13 protein-coding genes are annotated in these 13,583 nt (G+C 73.0%); 6 read left to right on the top strand and 7 right to left on the bottom strand.

The window, feature by feature from the left end:
* Window positions 1-154 precede the first annotated feature (154 nt).
* Together AB0K28_RS38290 and AB0K28_RS38285 are read left to right on the top strand one after the other, a co-directional pair.
* Window positions 155-496 carry a metalloregulator ArsR/SmtB family transcription factor gene (locus AB0K28_RS38290; protein WP_345385380.1) on the top strand — a complete coding sequence of 114 codons (342 nt, stop codon included), beginning with the start codon at window positions 155-157 and terminating at the stop codon, window positions 494-496.
* A gap of 68 nt (window positions 497-564) precedes the next feature.
* Window positions 565-2,217, top strand: a complete 1,653-nt coding sequence (locus AB0K28_RS38285) for a SulP family inorganic anion transporter (RefSeq protein WP_364379953.1) — start codon at window positions 565-567, stop codon at window positions 2,215-2,217.
* A 40-nt stretch (window positions 2,218-2,257) separates the two neighbouring features.
* Here the strand turns inward: AB0K28_RS38285 and AB0K28_RS38280 are convergent, their stop codons facing one another.
* The 4 genes from AB0K28_RS38280 to AB0K28_RS38265 all read right to left on the bottom strand — a co-directional run bounded on the left by AB0K28_RS38280 (window position 2,258) and on the right by AB0K28_RS38265 (window position 7,272).
* Entirely contained in the window at window positions 2,258-3,931 is a 1,674-nt protein-coding gene (locus AB0K28_RS38280) for an FAD-binding dehydrogenase (RefSeq protein ID WP_364379807.1), read from the bottom strand.
* A gap of 93 nt (window positions 3,932-4,024) precedes the next feature.
* Window positions 4,025-5,209 carry a transposase gene (locus AB0K28_RS38275; protein WP_364379804.1) on the bottom strand — a complete coding sequence of 395 codons (1,185 nt, stop codon included), beginning with the start codon at window positions 5,207-5,209 and terminating at the stop codon, window positions 4,025-4,027.
* Between the two features lie 171 nt (window positions 5,210-5,380).
* Window positions 5,381-6,556 (bottom strand): tartrate dehydrogenase, encoded by a 1,176-nt coding sequence (locus tag AB0K28_RS38270; protein WP_364379801.1) that lies wholly within the window; start codon window positions 6,554-6,556, stop codon window positions 5,381-5,383.
* Window positions 6,553-7,272 carry a GntR family transcriptional regulator gene (locus AB0K28_RS38265; protein WP_364379798.1) on the bottom strand — a complete coding sequence of 240 codons (720 nt, stop codon included), beginning with the start codon at window positions 7,270-7,272 and terminating at the stop codon, window positions 6,553-6,555. The genes AB0K28_RS38270 and AB0K28_RS38265 overlap by 4 nt, the downstream gene beginning before the upstream one ends.
* A 69-nt stretch (window positions 7,273-7,341) precedes the next feature.
* Between AB0K28_RS38265 and AB0K28_RS38260 the strand changes: the two genes are divergently transcribed.
* From AB0K28_RS38260 to AB0K28_RS38245, 4 genes are read left to right on the top strand one after another with little or no spacing between them, the layout of a single operon-like run.
* Window positions 7,342-8,667 carry an MFS transporter gene (locus AB0K28_RS38260; RefSeq protein ID WP_364379795.1) on the top strand — a complete coding sequence of 442 codons (1,326 nt, stop codon included), beginning with the start codon at window positions 7,342-7,344 and terminating at the stop codon, window positions 8,665-8,667.
* Window positions 8,664-9,629 carry an NAD(P)-dependent oxidoreductase gene (locus tag AB0K28_RS38255; RefSeq protein ID WP_364379792.1) on the top strand — a complete coding sequence of 322 codons (966 nt, stop codon included), beginning with the start codon at window positions 8,664-8,666 and terminating at the stop codon, window positions 9,627-9,629. Before AB0K28_RS38260 ends, AB0K28_RS38255 begins: the two co-directional genes overlap by 4 nt.
* On the top strand, window positions 9,626-10,999 hold the full coding sequence (locus AB0K28_RS38250) for an acyclic terpene utilization AtuA family protein (RefSeq protein ID WP_364379789.1): 1,374 nt from the start codon (window positions 9,626-9,628) through the stop codon (window positions 10,997-10,999). Before AB0K28_RS38255 ends, AB0K28_RS38250 begins: the two co-directional genes overlap by 4 nt.
* The gene (locus AB0K28_RS38245; RefSeq protein ID WP_364379786.1) at window positions 10,996-11,316 is read left to right on the top strand and encodes a DUF4387 domain-containing protein; all 321 of its coding nucleotides are present in this window, start codon (window positions 10,996-10,998) and stop codon (window positions 11,314-11,316) included. The genes AB0K28_RS38250 and AB0K28_RS38245 overlap by 4 nt, the downstream gene beginning before the upstream one ends.
* On the opposite strand, the gene AB0K28_RS38240 is transcribed toward AB0K28_RS38245, so the two are convergent.
* The 3 genes from AB0K28_RS38240 to AB0K28_RS38230 are packed head-to-tail and all read right to left on the bottom strand — an operon-like array spanning window position 11,286 to window position 13,579.
* The gene (locus AB0K28_RS38240; protein ID WP_364379783.1) at window positions 11,286-11,843 is read right to left on the bottom strand and encodes a DUF488 domain-containing protein; all 558 of its coding nucleotides are present in this window, start codon (window positions 11,841-11,843) and stop codon (window positions 11,286-11,288) included. The genes AB0K28_RS38245 and AB0K28_RS38240 overlap by 31 nt on opposite strands.
* A 33-nt stretch (window positions 11,844-11,876) precedes the next feature.
* Complete coding sequence (locus AB0K28_RS38235) at window positions 11,877-12,485, bottom strand: response regulator transcription factor (RefSeq protein WP_364379950.1); 609 nt, start codon at window positions 12,483-12,485, stop codon at window positions 11,877-11,879.
* Window positions 12,485-13,579: a sensor histidine kinase gene (locus AB0K28_RS38230; RefSeq protein ID WP_364379780.1), complete on the bottom strand. Its 1,095-nt coding sequence runs from the start codon at window positions 13,577-13,579 to the stop codon at window positions 12,485-12,487. The genes AB0K28_RS38235 and AB0K28_RS38230 overlap by 1 nt, the downstream gene beginning before the upstream one ends.
* Window positions 13,580-13,583 lie beyond the last annotated feature (4 nt).

The following is a 13,583-nucleotide window of genomic DNA, read 5'->3' as shown; positions in this document are numbered from 1 at the left end:
ACGCCGGTTCCCAACCGGGACACGCCAGGAAAGGCGGCCAAGCATCCCTTATCGCCAGCCGACCAGAACCCGCGAAATTGCGAAATATCGCAATTCATAGGAAACTTATCCCCGTCCCCCCCGATGGCTCCCCGGCGAAAGGACGCGCGTGCCCATGTCGGTGCCCCTGTACGAGGCCAAAGCGGAGCTCTTCCGGCTGCTCGGGCACCCCGTACGCATCCGCGTCCTGGAGCTGCTGCAGGACGGCCCCAAACCGGTGCGCGACCTGCTGGCCGAGATCGAGGTCGAGCCCACCGGGCTCTCGCAGCACCTGGCCGTGCTGCGCCGCTCCGAGCTGGTCACCGCCCGCCGCGACGGCTCCACCGTGGTCTACGCGATGTCCGGCGGCGACGTGGCCGAGCTGCTGCGCGCGGCCCGCCACCTGCTCCAGGCCAAGCTGTCGGGCCGGCACGAGCTGCTGAACGAGCTGCTCGAGGCGGAGGCCGAGGAGAAGTGAGCACCGTGCTTTCGTCGGGCTGGGCCCGCCTGCGCTCGATCCTGCCCGCCCGCTCCGACCTGGCCGCCATGGGCCGCCACCCGCGCCGCGACCTGCTGGCCGGGCTGACGGTGGCGATCGTGGCGCTGCCGCTCGCGCTGGGCTTCGGCATCTCCAGCGGGCTCGGCGCGGCGGCCGGCCTGGCCACCGCCGTGGTGGCCGGCGTCCTGGCCGCCGCGTTCGGCGGCTCCGCGCTGCAGGTGTCGGGCCCCACAGGGGCGATGACGGTCGTGCTGGTGCCGATCATGCACGCGCACGGCGCCTCGGGGGTGCTGACAGTCGGCGTGCTGGCCGGCCTGCTGCTGCTCGGCCTGGCGCTGGCGCGGGCCGGGCGGTTCATGACGCTGGTGCCCGCCCCCGTGGTGGAGGGCTTCACGCTGGGCATCGCCTGCGTGATCGGGCTGCAGCAGGTGCCCGCCGCGCTCGGCGTGCCGACGCCCGAGGGTGACAAGGTGCTCGTTGTGGCCTGGGAGGCGGTGCTCGCCTTCGCCGCCCGCCCGCACTGGACCGCTCTCGCCGTGTCCTGCACGGTCGCGGCGGTGATGCTGGCCGGCGGGCGGTGGCGGCCCTCGGTGCCGTTCTCGCTGCTGGCGGTGGCCGCCGCGACGATCGTCGCCGAGCTGGCGAGCCTGCCGGTGGCCCGCATCGGCGCCCTGCCCGCCGGGCTGCCCGCCCCTTCGCTCGGCTTCCTCGACGTCTCGGCGCTGCCCTCGCTCATCGCGCCCGCGATCGCGGTCGCCGCGCTGGCCGCGCTGGAGTCGCTGCTGTCGGCCGCCGTCGCGGACGGCATGACCGTCAACCACAAGCACGACCCCGATCGGGAGCTGTTCGGGCAGGGGCTGGCCAACCTGGTGGCGCCGCTGTTCGGCGGGGTGCCCGCCACGGGGGCGATCGCGCGTACGGCGGTCAACGTGCGGGCGGGGGCCGCGTCCCGGCTGGCCGCGATCGCGCACGCGGTGATCCTGGGCGTGATCGTGTTCACCGCCGCGGGGCTCGTGGCGCGGATCCCGCTGGCGGCGCTGGCGGGCGTGCTGCTGGCCACGGCGGTGCGGATGGTCGAGGTCGGCTCCGTACGCGCGATGCTGCGCTCCACCCGCTCCGACGGCGTCGTGCTGGCGCTGACGGCGGTCGCCACGCTCGCCCTCGACCTGGTCGCGGCGGTCATCCTCGGCCTGATCGTGGCGGGGGCGCTCGCGCTGCGCGCCATCGCGGGCAACGTGCGGCTCGACCCCGTGCCGCTCCACCCCGACCTGCCCGGCGATCACGACGCGGAGGAGCACGCGCTGCTCGCCGAGCACATCGTGGCCTACCGGCTCGACGGGCCGCTGTTCTTCGCCGCCGCGCACCGCTTCCTGCTGGAGCTGTCGGAGGTGGCCGACGTCTCGGTGGTGATCCTGCGCATGTCGCGGGTGACCACGATCGACGCCAGCGGCGCGCTGGTGCTCGGCGACGCGATCACCCGCCTCGAACGGCGCGGCGTCACGGTGCTGGTCTCCGGCATCCGCGACGACCACCACCGGCCGCTGCACGCGCATGGCGTCATCGCCCGCCTGGACGAGGCCGGCCAGGTCTTCGCCTCCACCCCCGAAGCCATCGCCGCGGCCCGCCACCACCTCCGCGAGACCGGCATCCTCCCCCCGGCGCCCGGCCCGACGTCGTCACAGCCCGAGCCCGCCGGCTAGGGCAGCGGCCCAGGCGGCCGGCCGAACAGAACGTCAGGGGTCAGGCGATCGCGGCGGCGGCGGCGCGGCCGGCCTGGCGGCCGGAGAAGAGACAGCCGCCGAGGAAGGTGCCCTCCAGGGCGCTGTAGCCGTGGACGCCGCCCCCGCCGAACCCGGCCGCCTCGCCCACCGCGTACAGGCCGGGGACGGGTGAGCCGCCGGCCGCGAGCGCGCGGGAGTCGAGGTCGGTCTGGATGCCGCCGAGCGTCTTGCGAGTCAGGATGTGCAGCTTGACGCCGATGAGCGGCCCGGCCGCCGGGTCGAGCACGCGATGCGGCACGGCGGTGCGGGTGAGCCGATCGCCGAGGAAGCGCCGCGAGTTGTGGATGCCCTGCACCTGCACGTCCTTGCTGTAGGGGTTGGCGATCTGCAGGTCGCGGGCCTCGATCTGGCGGCGCAGCTCGGCGGCGTCGAGCAGCGGCTTGTCGGTCAGGTCGTTCATCTTGGCGACGAGCTCTTCGAGGGTGGCCGCCACCACGAAGTCGGCGCCGTGCCGCTTGAACGCCTCGACCGGCGCGGGCGCGCCCTTGCCGAACACCCGGCTGCGCAGCACCGCCTTGCGGTCGCCGTTGGTGATGTCGGGGTTCTGCTCGGAGCCGGACAGCGCGAACTCCTTCTCGATCATCCGCTGGGTGAGGATGAACCACGAGTGGTCGTACGCGGCGATGTCAGGCGTGGTGCGCAGGTGGCGAAGAGTCGCGAGCGTGTCGTAGCCGGGCAGGCAGGGATCGGGAAGGCGGCGGCCGAGCGCGTCGAACCACAGCGACGACGGCCCCGGCAGGATGCGGATGCCGTGGCCGGGCCAGATGGGGTCCCAGTTCTGGACGCCTTCGGTGTAGTGCCACATGCGGTCGCGGTTGACCATGCGCGCGCCGGCGTCGGCGGTGATGGCGAGCATGCGCCCGTCCACGTACGCCGGAACGCCCGTGATCATGCTCTGCGGCGGCGCGCCGAGCCGCTGCGGCCACGACTGGCGGACGAGGTCGAGGTCGGCCCCGATGCCGCCACTGGCGACGATGACGGCCTGCGCGGTCAGCTCGAAGGCGCCGGTGACGTCGCGGTTGGAGGCGACCCCGCGCGGCGAGGAGTCGTCGGCCAGGACGCTGCCGCGCACCCCGGTGACGACGCCGTCCTGCACGATCAGCTCGTCCACCCGGTGGCGGTGGTGAAAGCGGAGCAGCCCGGCGTCGGCGGCCCGCTGCGCGGCGCGCACGAACGGCGCCACCACCCCGGTGCCGGTGCCCCAGGCCACGTGGAAGCGGGGCACGGAGTTGCCGTGGCCGTCGGCGCGCAGGCCGCCGCGCTCGGCCCAGCCGACCATGGGCGTCAGCTTGATGCCGTGGCCGTCGATCCAGGAGCGCTTCTCCCCCGCGGCCCACTCCACGTAAGCGCGTGCCCACCGCGCCGCCCACAGGTCCTCGTCGTCGAGGCGGTCGAAGCGGGCGCTGCCCTGCCAGTCGTTCCAGGCCAGCTCGAAGGAGTCCTTCACGCGCAGCCGGCGCTGCTCGGGCGAGTCGACGAGGAACAGCCCGCCGAACGACCAGTACGCCTGCCCGCCCAGGTTGGCCGCGCTCTCCTGGTCGACCAGCGCCACCTTGCGTCCCCTGCTGGTCAGCTCGTGGGCCGCGACCAGTCCGGACAGGCCCGCGCCCACGACGATGACGTCCGCGTCCATGGCGGAACTCCTTTCTCCAGCACCCAGGCGGCGTGCTGCTGCTGTGGCGAGGAAATCGTGACTCCTCCGCTCCCTGAAGGGAGCGGCTTCTCGCTAAGCCGCTTCCGCAGCCTGGCGAAGGGCAAGCCCTGCCCTGAGGACGTTGGTGGCCGCGTTCACGTCGGCGTGCGCGGCATGCCCGCACCCCTGACATCGGAACACGGCCTGGCTGACGCGGTTCTCCTTCGCACCATGCCCGCAGCGCGAGCACGTGCGGGAGGTGCCGGCGGGGTTCACCGCGATCAGCTCTCGACCGGCGCTTTCAGCCTTGTACGCGAGGACCGTCAGGAACACCCCCCAACCCGCGTCGAGAATGGACCGGTTCAGGCCGGACTTGGCGGCCACGTTCCGGCCGGGCTGGTCGATCGTGCCGGACGCACTGCGGGTCATGTTCCTGATACGCAGGTCCTCGTGCACGATCACGTCGTACCCGCGGACCAGCACGAGCGCGGCCTTGTGCGCGTGGTCCAGCCGCTGGCGGCGGACCTTGCCGTGCAGGGCGGCCACCCGTGCGACGGCCTTGCGGCGGCGCTTGGAGCCGCGTTTCTTGCGGTCCAGGACGCGCTGCGCTTCCGCGAGGCGACCGGAGGTCGTGGCGAGATGGCGCGGGTTGGCCAGATGCGCGCCGTCGCTGGTGGTGACCAGCGAGGCGACACCCATGTCGATGCCGGCCGTCGCGCCTGTGGCGGGCAGCGGCTCGGCGGGCACGTCGTCGCACGACAGGACCACATACCAGCAGGAGCCTTCCCGCTTGGCGCTGATCGTCTTGACCCGGCCCCGGATCGGGCGGTGCTGGTGGACGCGGACGTGCCCGACGCCCTGGAGCCGGACGTAGGTCGCGGTGGGGTGCTCGGGCTGGGAGTCCCACCGGCAGCCGTCACCGTCTTTCGGCCATTCCACGCTGTCGAACCGGCCCGGGCCCTTGAACCGGGGGAAGCCCGGTGTACGCCCGGCCTTGACGCGGTCGAAGAACGCGCGGAACGCCCTGTCCAGCCGCCGCAGCGTGGCCTGCTGAGAGGAGAACGACCACCGGCCCTGCCCACCGGGATCGTCGGCACGGATGTGCTTCAACTCGGCCGACTGGTCACCGTACCGGACCCTCACCCCGGCCTTGGCATAGGCCGTACGCCGGTGCTCCAGCGCGGCGTTGTACAGCGCGCGGTGATCCTCCGGACACGCCACCAGCGCGGCGGCCTGCTTGCTGGTGGGGCGCAGCAGGAACCTGTACGACCTACGCACGGCCACCACCCTTGGACGGCCGCTCGTACCACGTCTCGATGCAGCGCTGCACCGTCTCGGCCGACACCGCGCCCGGGGAAGTGCGCACCTGACGAGCCACACGATCATTATCACCGTGTCATCCATCCCACGCGCGACGAACGGAGATCTCTGATGCAGGGACCTGACGCGTCATTGCACGCTCGGGCCTTGACGGCGCTCCCGCTCCCGATTCCCCCGTCCGCTGAAGGCGACGGTCCCCTCGGGAGAGTCTGATGGCGTATCGGGGCGGCGTTCCCTGACGCGGGCGGCGACGGCCTGGCCGAGGTCGACGGTGGTGCCGTGGCCGCCGAGGTCGGGGGTGAGCGGCGCGTCGGCGGGACCGGCGGCGAGGACGTCCTCGATGGCGCGCAGCAGGTGGGCGCCGGCGTCTGGGTGGCCGAGATGGTCGAGCATCATCGAGGCGGACCAGATCTGCCCGACGGGGTCGGCGATGCCGCGGCCCGCGATGTCGGGGGCGGAGCCGTGGACGGGCTCGAACAGGCTCGGGTGGGCGCCGTCGGGGTTGATGTTGGCGCTCGGGGCGATGCCGATGGTGCCGGTGCAGGCCGGGCCGAGGTCGGACAGGATGTCGCCGAACAGGTTGCTGGCCACGACGACGTCGTAGCGGTCGGGGTGCAGCACGAAGTTCGCGGCCAGCGCGTCGATGTGGCACTTGTCGTGCCTCACCTCGGGGAACTCGGCGGCCATCGCCTCGACGCGCTCGTCCCAGTAGGGCATGGAGATCGAGATGCCGTTGCTCTTGGTGGCCGAGGTGAGGTGGCGGGCGGGCCGCCGCTCGGCGAGCCTGAAGGCGTAGCGCAGGACGCGGTCGACGCCGACGCGGGTCATCACGGTCTCCTGCAGCACGGTCTCGCGCTCGGTGCCCTCGAAGATGCGGCCGCCGATCGAGGAGTATTCGCCCTCGGTGTTCTCCCTGACGACGAGGAAGTCGACGTCGCCCGGCTCGCGGCCGGCCAGGGGGCTGCGCACGCCGGGCATGAGCCGGCAGGGGCGCAGGTTGACGTACTGGTCGAACGTGCGCCTGAACTGCAGCAGGCTGCCCCAGAGCGACACGTGGTCCGGCACGACGTCGGGCCAGCCGACGGCGCCGAAGAAGAGGGCGTCGTAGGAGCCGAGGACGTCCTGCCAGTCGTCGGGCAGCATCGTGCCGTGGCGCTGCCAGTAGGCGGCGCTGGCGAAGTCGAAGTGGTCGAAGCGCAGGTCGAGCCCGAAGACGGCGGCGGTGGCCTCCAGCGCGCGCAGCCCTTCTGGGACGACCTCCGTGCCGATGCCGTCGCCGGGGATCACCGCGATGCGGTGGGTCATGCCTGCTCCTTTCGTGGCCGGGTGCGCAGCGCCGCGAGCCCGCCCTGGGCGTCCTCGATGACCAGGCGCTCGGCGGTCGCGGAGTCGCGCTCGCGCAGGGCGCGGACGAGCGCGCGGTGGGTGGCGTAGCGGTCGAGGCCGAAGCGGTGGTCCTCGGCGATGCGCTCCAGGCGCAGGGCGCGGCGCTCGGAGCGGGAGAAGACCTGGGTCTGCTCCAGCAGCCTGATCAGCACCGGGTTGTGGGCGCAGGCGTTGACCGTGTCGTTGAACTCCTGCATGCGGTCGAGCAGCGCGGTCAGGTGGCGCTCGACGTCCTCGCCCTTGCCGTGCCGGGTGACGATGACGATGAGCAGGTCGTCGGCGGCGTCGAGGATCGCGTCGAGGGCGTCGAGCTGCTCGGGAGTGGCGTTCCTCGCGGCGAATCTGGCCACCAGGCCGCGCAGGCCGATCTCGACCTCGGCGAGGTCGTCGATGGCGCGCTCGGCGATCTCGGCGACGACGACCGTGCGGGGGCCGGTGCGCTCGATGAGGCCGTCCTGCTCCAGGCGGCGCAGCGCCTCGCGCACGGGGGTGGGGCTGACCGCGAGCCGCTCGGCCAGGCCGCGCTCGGTCACCTTCTGGCCGGGGCGCAGCGCGCCGCTGCCGATCGCCTCGCGCAGGGCCTGGTAGGCGTGGTCGGCCCGCGTCTCGGCACCGGTGGTCGCGTTGACCTTCATGCGATCACCCTAACATCGCTATGGCAAAACCAAATGCCATCGTTGACATTTTTGCTATAGCAAGTCATCGTGACTCCTGCCCCCACCCCCGAGGAGGACGTCATGGCCGGCGTCACGCGAGCCGAAGGCCGTCCCACAAGCACCCGAAGAATCACCTTTTATGTGGCTCTAGCGGTCTTCGCGCAGGAGTCCACCTGGAACTTCTACGACAACCGCGTCCCCGAGCTGCTGCGCGACCACGTCGCCAGCGCCGCCGTGATCGGCCTGCTCATGGGCATGGACAACCTGCTCGGCGTCTTCATCCAGCCCTACATGGGCAACAGGTCCGACAACACCCGCACCTCCTGGGGGCGCCGCATCCCGTACCTGGCGGTGCTGATGCCGGTGGGCGCGGGGCTGTTCCTGCTCATCCCGCACGCCACCTCGCTCGGCTGGCTGATCCTGGTGATCTTCCTGTACGCGCTGGTGATGAACAGCTTCCGGCCGGTCAGCGAGTCGCTCATGCCGGACTTCATCGCGCCCGAACGCCGCAGCAGGGCCAACGCCGCCGTGAAGACCGCCTCCGCGCTGACCACGATCGTGGCCGCACTGGTCAGCCTGCTGCTGGTGGACGACCATCCGAAGCTGGCCTTCGCCGTCCCCGCCGCGCTCATGCTGATGGCGGCGGGCGTGCTGGTCTGGCGGGTGCGCGACAGCCGCTCCCCCGCCTACCAGGCGGCGCTGGCCGAGGACGCCGAAGCGAGCAAGGCGGCGAACGGCGAGGCGGCCGTCAAGGTGCGGATGTGGTCGATCATCCGTGACGTCCTGGTCGATCCCGACCGGAGCCGGGTGCTGCTGATCGTCGCCGTGTTCGTCTTCGCCTCGGCCTGGTTCTCCTCGCGCTCGCTGCTCACCCCGTACGGCGTGCAGGTGCTCGGGCTGTCCGACGGCGAGGCGGGCGGGCTGACACTGCCGAGCGGCATCGCGTACATCGCGGCCGCCTTCCCCGCCGCGTTCCTCGCCGAGCGGTTCGGGCGGCTGCGGGTGATCGCCGCCGGGATCGCGGTCTTCACCCTGGCCCTGGCCTTCGCGTCCCTGTTCCGCGACCCCACGGTGACCGTGGTCGCGATGTGCGTGGCCGCGGCCGGCGCGGCGGCGTTCACCATCAACGCGGTCGTCGTGCTGTGGAACCTGGCGCCGTCGAGCCGCGTGCTCGGCACGTACAGCGGCCTCTACACGGTCGGCTGGGCGAGCGGCGGCATCGCCGGGCCCGGGCTCGTCGGCCTGGCCGTCGACCTCACCGGCTGGCACCTGCTGCTCCTGCACATCGCGATCCTGTCGGCCGCCGCCGCCGTGCTGGTCGTCCACATCGACCGGCGGCGGCGGGCGGCGGGCCTACAGGAAGGCGCACGATGAGCACGATCCTGATCACCACCGACTACCTGGCGCCCGGCGACGAGGTGGACCTGTTCCTGCGCGCCGCCGGCCACACCACCCGGCACCATCCGCTGCGCGGCCCCCGGAGTGCGGACGAGCTGGTCACGATCCTGGCCGGCTGCGCGGGCGCGCTGATCGCCAACGAGCCGATGACGGCCGAGGTGTTCGCGCGCGCGCCCGCCCTGCGCGCGGTCGTCCGCACCGGCGTCGGGTACGACTCCGTGGACGTCGAGGCGGCCACCCGCGCGGGCGTCTCGGTGAGCAACCTGCCCGGCGTCAACGCGAACGCGGTCGCCGAGTACACGATGGGCCTGCTGCTGGCCCAGGCGCGCCGGCTGGTCCCCGTGGCGACCGGCGTCCAGGAAGGCCGCTGGCCCCGCGACGACGGTCGCGAGCTGCGCGGCAAGACGCTCGGCCTGCTCGGCTACGGCGCGGCGGCCAGGGCCGTGGCGCCGCTCGCGCGGGCGTTCGGGATGAGCGTGCTCTGCACGACCGGCGTCAAGGACGATCTCGACCCCTCCGTACGCTTCGTGGCCCTGCCCGAGCTGCTGGCCGAGTCGGACTTCCTGTCCGTGCACACCGCACTCACCCCCGCCACCAGGCACCTGATCGACGCCGCCGCGCTCGCCCTGATGAAGCCCACCGCGCACCTCGTCAACACCGCCCGCGGCCCCATCGTGGACGAGGCGGCCCTGGCCGCCGCCGTGGGCGCGGGCCGCCTCGCCGGCGCGGCGCTCGACGTCGCCGAGACCGAGCCGCTCCCGCCCGGCAGCCCGCTGCGCGGCGTGCCCGGCATCACCGTCTACTCCCACCTGGCGGGGCAGACCGCCGAGGCGCGCAGGGCCGCGGGCGTCGACGGCGCCCGCGAACTCGTGGCCGCGCTGCGCGGACATCCCCGTTCCTCGCTCAACGCCCATGTGCTTACAGAAAGGACATCATGACGAGTACCGAGGCGATCAGGGTCCTGGCGCCCAGCGGAATGCTGGGGGCGGGATTCCCGCCGGAGTCCATCGACCGCGGGATCGAGCTCGGGGCCGACGTGATCGCCCTCGACGCCGGCTCCACCGACTCGGGCCCCTATTACCTGGGCTCGGGCACGCCGAAGACGACCGCCGCGGCCGTCGCCCGCGACCTGCGGATCCTGCTGCGCGCCGCGGCCGGCGCGGGCATCCCGCTGATCGTCGGCTCGTGCGGCACCAGCGGCACCGACTCGGGCGTGGACTGGGTCGCCGGCATCGCCGGGACGATCCTGCGCGAGGAGGGGCTGAGCCTGAAGGTGGCCCGTGTCTACAGCGAGCAGCGGGCCGACGCGCTGAAGGAGCGGCTCAACGAGGGGCGCGTCCATCCGCTGCCGCCCATGGGCGACCTGGACGCCGCCACGCTCGACGGCTGCACCCACATCGTCGGCATGATGGGGCACGAGCCCATCGTGGCGGCCCTGGCGGCGGGGGCGGACGTCGTGCTCGCCGGGCGGGCCACCGACACCGCGCTCGCGGCGGCGTACCCGCTGATGAAGGGCCTGCCGGCGGGCCCGGCCTGGCACGCGGCCAAGATCGTGGAATGCGGCGGGCAGTGCACCACGAACCCGCGCTCCGGCGGGGTGCTCGCCACCGTCGATCACGGCGGCTTCACGATCGAGCCGCTGGACCCGGCCGTGGCGTGCACGCCGACGTCGGTGGCGGCGCACATGCTGTACGAGACGGTGGATCCGTACCGGATGCGGGAGCCCGCGGGGACGCTGGTGGTGGACGAGGCCACGTACACGGCTCTGGACGACCGCCGGGTGCGCGTGGAGGGGTCGCGATTCGAGCCCGCCCCGCACACGATCAAGCTCGAAGGGGCCCGCGTCACCGGCTACGAGACCATGTCGTTCACCGCGATCCGCGACCCGCTCATCCTCGGCGACATCGACGCCTGGCTGGCGCTGCTGCACGAGGTGCTCACCGCCCGCGTACGCCAGACGCTCGGCCTCGACCCCGACGCCTACGTCGTGGACATCCGCCCCTACGGCTACAACGCCGTGCTGGGCGACCTCGACCCCTCGTCCGCGCCGCCCCGCGAGGTCGGGGTGATGCTGCTGGTCAACGCGCCTGACCAGGCGACGGCCACGGCCATCGCCAAGGTGGCGAACCCGCTGATGCTGCACCTGCCGACGCCCGGCATGGACTACCTGCCGAGCCTGGCCTTCCCCACGTCGCCGGCCGAGACCGAGCGCGGCCCCGCGTACGCGTTCGTGCTCAACCACGTGGTGGCCGTGGACGATCCGACCGAGATGTTCCGCATCGAGCTGCCCGAGGGGGTCTCCCGATGACCGACGACCGCAGGCCCACGCTGGGCGACCTCGCCCTGGAGGTGCGCTCCAAGAACGCGGGCCCGTTCTGGGTGACGATGGAGCTGTTCATGCGCGACGCGGCGGGCTACGCGATCGTGGCCGACGAGGGTTTCCTCAACGAGGAGGTCATCGCCCGCCTCTACGCCCTCGTCCCGGCCGACGTGCGGATCTTCCGCATCCCGGCGCTGAACGTGGTGAAGATCTCCTTCCCCCGCCCGACCCCGCAGGGCAGCCCGCTGGATCGCGACATCCACGCGGGCCAGCATCACGTACCGCTGGCGGCGCTGGTGCCCTGATCGCCGGGCGGCGGGTACGTCAGCAGCCCGTCGCGGACCCGCGCGTGCTCGTTGAGCTGCGCGGGTCGCACCGACGTGGCGGACATGAGGTGCACGACCTCGACGCCGGCCACGATCAGCGCGTCGGTGATCAGCCGGCGGTGGCAGCGCCATGGCACGGCCTCGCTGCACATGATCGCCGGTCGTTCGTGCTCGGCGAGCCGGAGCAGCTCGTCCAGGCCGCGCCGGAACTCGGGGGTGGCCATGTGGTCGGCGTAGTCGCGGAACGCCTTGACCTCCCACGCGCCGTTGGGGCTCGGGACGCCCTGCGGCGTGTGCCGCCGCCCGCCCAGCTCGCGGATCCAGCGGTAGCCGATGTCCGGGGGCAGCGCGGCGGTGATGGCGGGCTGGTTCCACTGCGGGAACTTGCGCGACGACGGGTACGACCTGACGTCCACCAGGCAGGTGACGTCGTGGGCGCGCAGCATCTCCAGCACCTCGCCGAAGGTGCGGTTGGAGTGGCCGAGCGTGCGGACGCGGTTCGTCATCGTGTCGCCTCCCCCGAGGAGCACACCTCCACGCTAGCGCGGGGGCCCGATCAGGCCGCGTTCCAGGGCCACGACCACGGCGGCGGCCCTGGTGTCCACGCCGAGCTTGGCGAAGACGTGCTTGAGGTGGGTCTTCACGGTCGTCTCGCTGATCAGCAGGGTCCGCGCGATCTCCTTGTTGGCCGCGCCCCGCGCGACCAGGCGCAGCACCTCCAGCTCGCGCGGGCTCGGGTCCTGCGCGGGCGGGCGGCCGATGAGGGCGGAGGCGACCGAGGGGGCGAGCACGGCGCCGCCGGCCGCCGCGGCGCGCACGGCGCGGTGCAGCTCGTCCCTGGGCGCGTCCTTGAGCAGGTAACCGGCCACGCCCGCGGCCATGGCCCGCGCCACGTCGGCGTCGGTGTCGTACGTGGTCAGCACGATCACCTTGATCTCCGGATGGTCGGCGCGCAGCCGCTGGATCGCGCCGAGGCCGTCGAGGCCGGGCATGCGCAGGTCCATCAGCACGATGTCCGGCCGGGCCCGCCTGGCCATGGCCAGCGCCTCGAACCCGTCGGCCGCCTCGGCCACCACGTCGATGTCGGCGATGCCGTCGAACATGCCGCGCAGGCCGTCGCGGACCACCGGGTGGTCGTCCACGATCATCAGTTTGAGGGGATGCGCAGGCACAGGGCCGTCCCTTCTCCCGGGGCCGACTCGACCGTCAGCGTGCCGCCCACGCCGTCGGCCCGCTCGCGCATGGCGGCCAGGCCGTAGCCCCGCGTGCCTGCTTCTGGGTCGAAGCCGGTGCCGTCGTCGTACACGTCCAGCGTCACCTCGTCGTCCATGTAGGTCAGCGTGATCGCCACCCGGCCGGCGCGGGCGTGCTTGGCGGCGTTGGCGAGGCCCTCCTGCGCGGTGCGCAGCACGGTGGCGGTCACCTCGGGCGGCAGCGGCCTGGGCGTGCCCTCGACGGCCACGCCGGCGGTCGTGCCGTGGGCGCGCGACCACCGCGCGGCGACCTCCGCCAGCGCCGTCTCCAGCGAGGCGTCCTGGAGCGGGCCTGGGCGCAGCGCGTCGACCGAGCGGCGGGCCTCGCGGAGGTTGTCCCGCGCGAGTTCCTTGGCGAGGGCGATCCTGCGGCGTACGGCCGGCAGGTCGGGGGTGTCCTCGATGGCCTGCTCGGCGGCCTCAAGCTGGGTGATGATGCCGCTCAGGCCCTGGGCGATGGTGTCGTGGATCTCCCTGGCCAGCCTGGCCCGCTCCTCCAGGACGCCGACCGTGCGGTTCTGGGCGCTCTGGCGGGAGACGTACGCGACGAACAGCCCGATCGCCACCACCAGGCCCGAGCTGCCGGCGAGCTGCCACAGGGCGCCGGGGTCGTCGAGGTAGCCCCTGGCGGCGAACGTGCACAGGATCGTCGCCACCGCGCCCGCGTAGGACCAGGGCGCGGGCAGCATCAGGTACGGCTGCGGCATCAGCCCGAAGATCACCACGTCGAACGAGCGGTCGGCCGTCACCAGCGCGACGTACAGCCCGCAGAGCACCGCGACGTGCAGCGCCATGGGGTTGAGCCGGCCGAGCCGCTCGGGCCTGCGCCCGACGAAGAACCAGTGCCAGCCGGCCAGTGCGGCGAGCAGCGCCAGCGGCAGCGGGCCAGGGGCGGAGCCGGCCCCGAACGACAGCACCAGGCCGAGCGCCAGGCAGGCGTAGAACAGCACGTGGAAGGCGCGCAGCCAGCGCGCCTCCCAGACGTTCACCTCG

The organism is Nonomuraea sp. NPDC049504 (assembly GCF_040676845.1).
GTDB lineage: Bacteria > Actinomycetota > Actinomycetes > Streptosporangiales > Streptosporangiaceae > Nonomuraea > Nonomuraea salmonea.
The sequence above is the reverse complement of the archived record's forward strand: the minus strand, read 5'-3'. Positions and strand labels throughout refer to the sequence as shown.

What these genes read in the sequence shown, in the direction of transcription:
- AB0K28_RS38290 (WP_345385380.1), top strand. Translation starts at nt 155, where the DNA reads ATGTCGGTGCCCCTGTACGAGGCCAAAGCGGAGCTCTTCCGGCTGCTC.
- AB0K28_RS38285 (WP_364379953.1), top strand. Translation starts at nt 565, where the DNA reads ATGGGCCGCCACCCGCGCCGCGACCTGCTGGCCGGGCTGACGGTGGCG.
- AB0K28_RS38235 (WP_364379950.1), bottom strand. Translation starts at nt 12,485, where the DNA reads ATGATCGTGGACGACCACCCGGTGGTCCGCGACGGCCTGCGCGGCATG.
- AB0K28_RS38250 (WP_364379789.1), top strand. Translation starts at nt 9,626, where the DNA reads ATGACGAGTACCGAGGCGATCAGGGTCCTGGCGCCCAGCGGAATGCTG.
- AB0K28_RS38240 (WP_364379783.1), bottom strand. Translation starts at nt 11,843, where the DNA reads ATGACGAACCGCGTCCGCACGCTCGGCCACTCCAACCGCACCTTCGGC.
- AB0K28_RS38270 (WP_364379801.1), bottom strand. Translation starts at nt 6,556, where the DNA reads ATGACCCACCGCATCGCGGTGATCCCCGGCGACGGCATCGGCACGGAG.
- AB0K28_RS38245 (WP_364379786.1), top strand. Translation starts at nt 10,996, where the DNA reads ATGACCGACGACCGCAGGCCCACGCTGGGCGACCTCGCCCTGGAGGTG.
- AB0K28_RS38280 (WP_364379807.1), bottom strand. Translation starts at nt 3,931, where the DNA reads ATGGACGCGGACGTCATCGTCGTGGGCGCGGGCCTGTCCGGACTGGTC.
- AB0K28_RS38265 (WP_364379798.1), bottom strand. Translation starts at nt 7,272, where the DNA reads ATGAAGGTCAACGCGACCACCGGTGCCGAGACGCGGGCCGACCACGCC.
- AB0K28_RS38255 (WP_364379792.1), top strand. Translation starts at nt 8,664, where the DNA reads ATGAGCACGATCCTGATCACCACCGACTACCTGGCGCCCGGCGACGAG.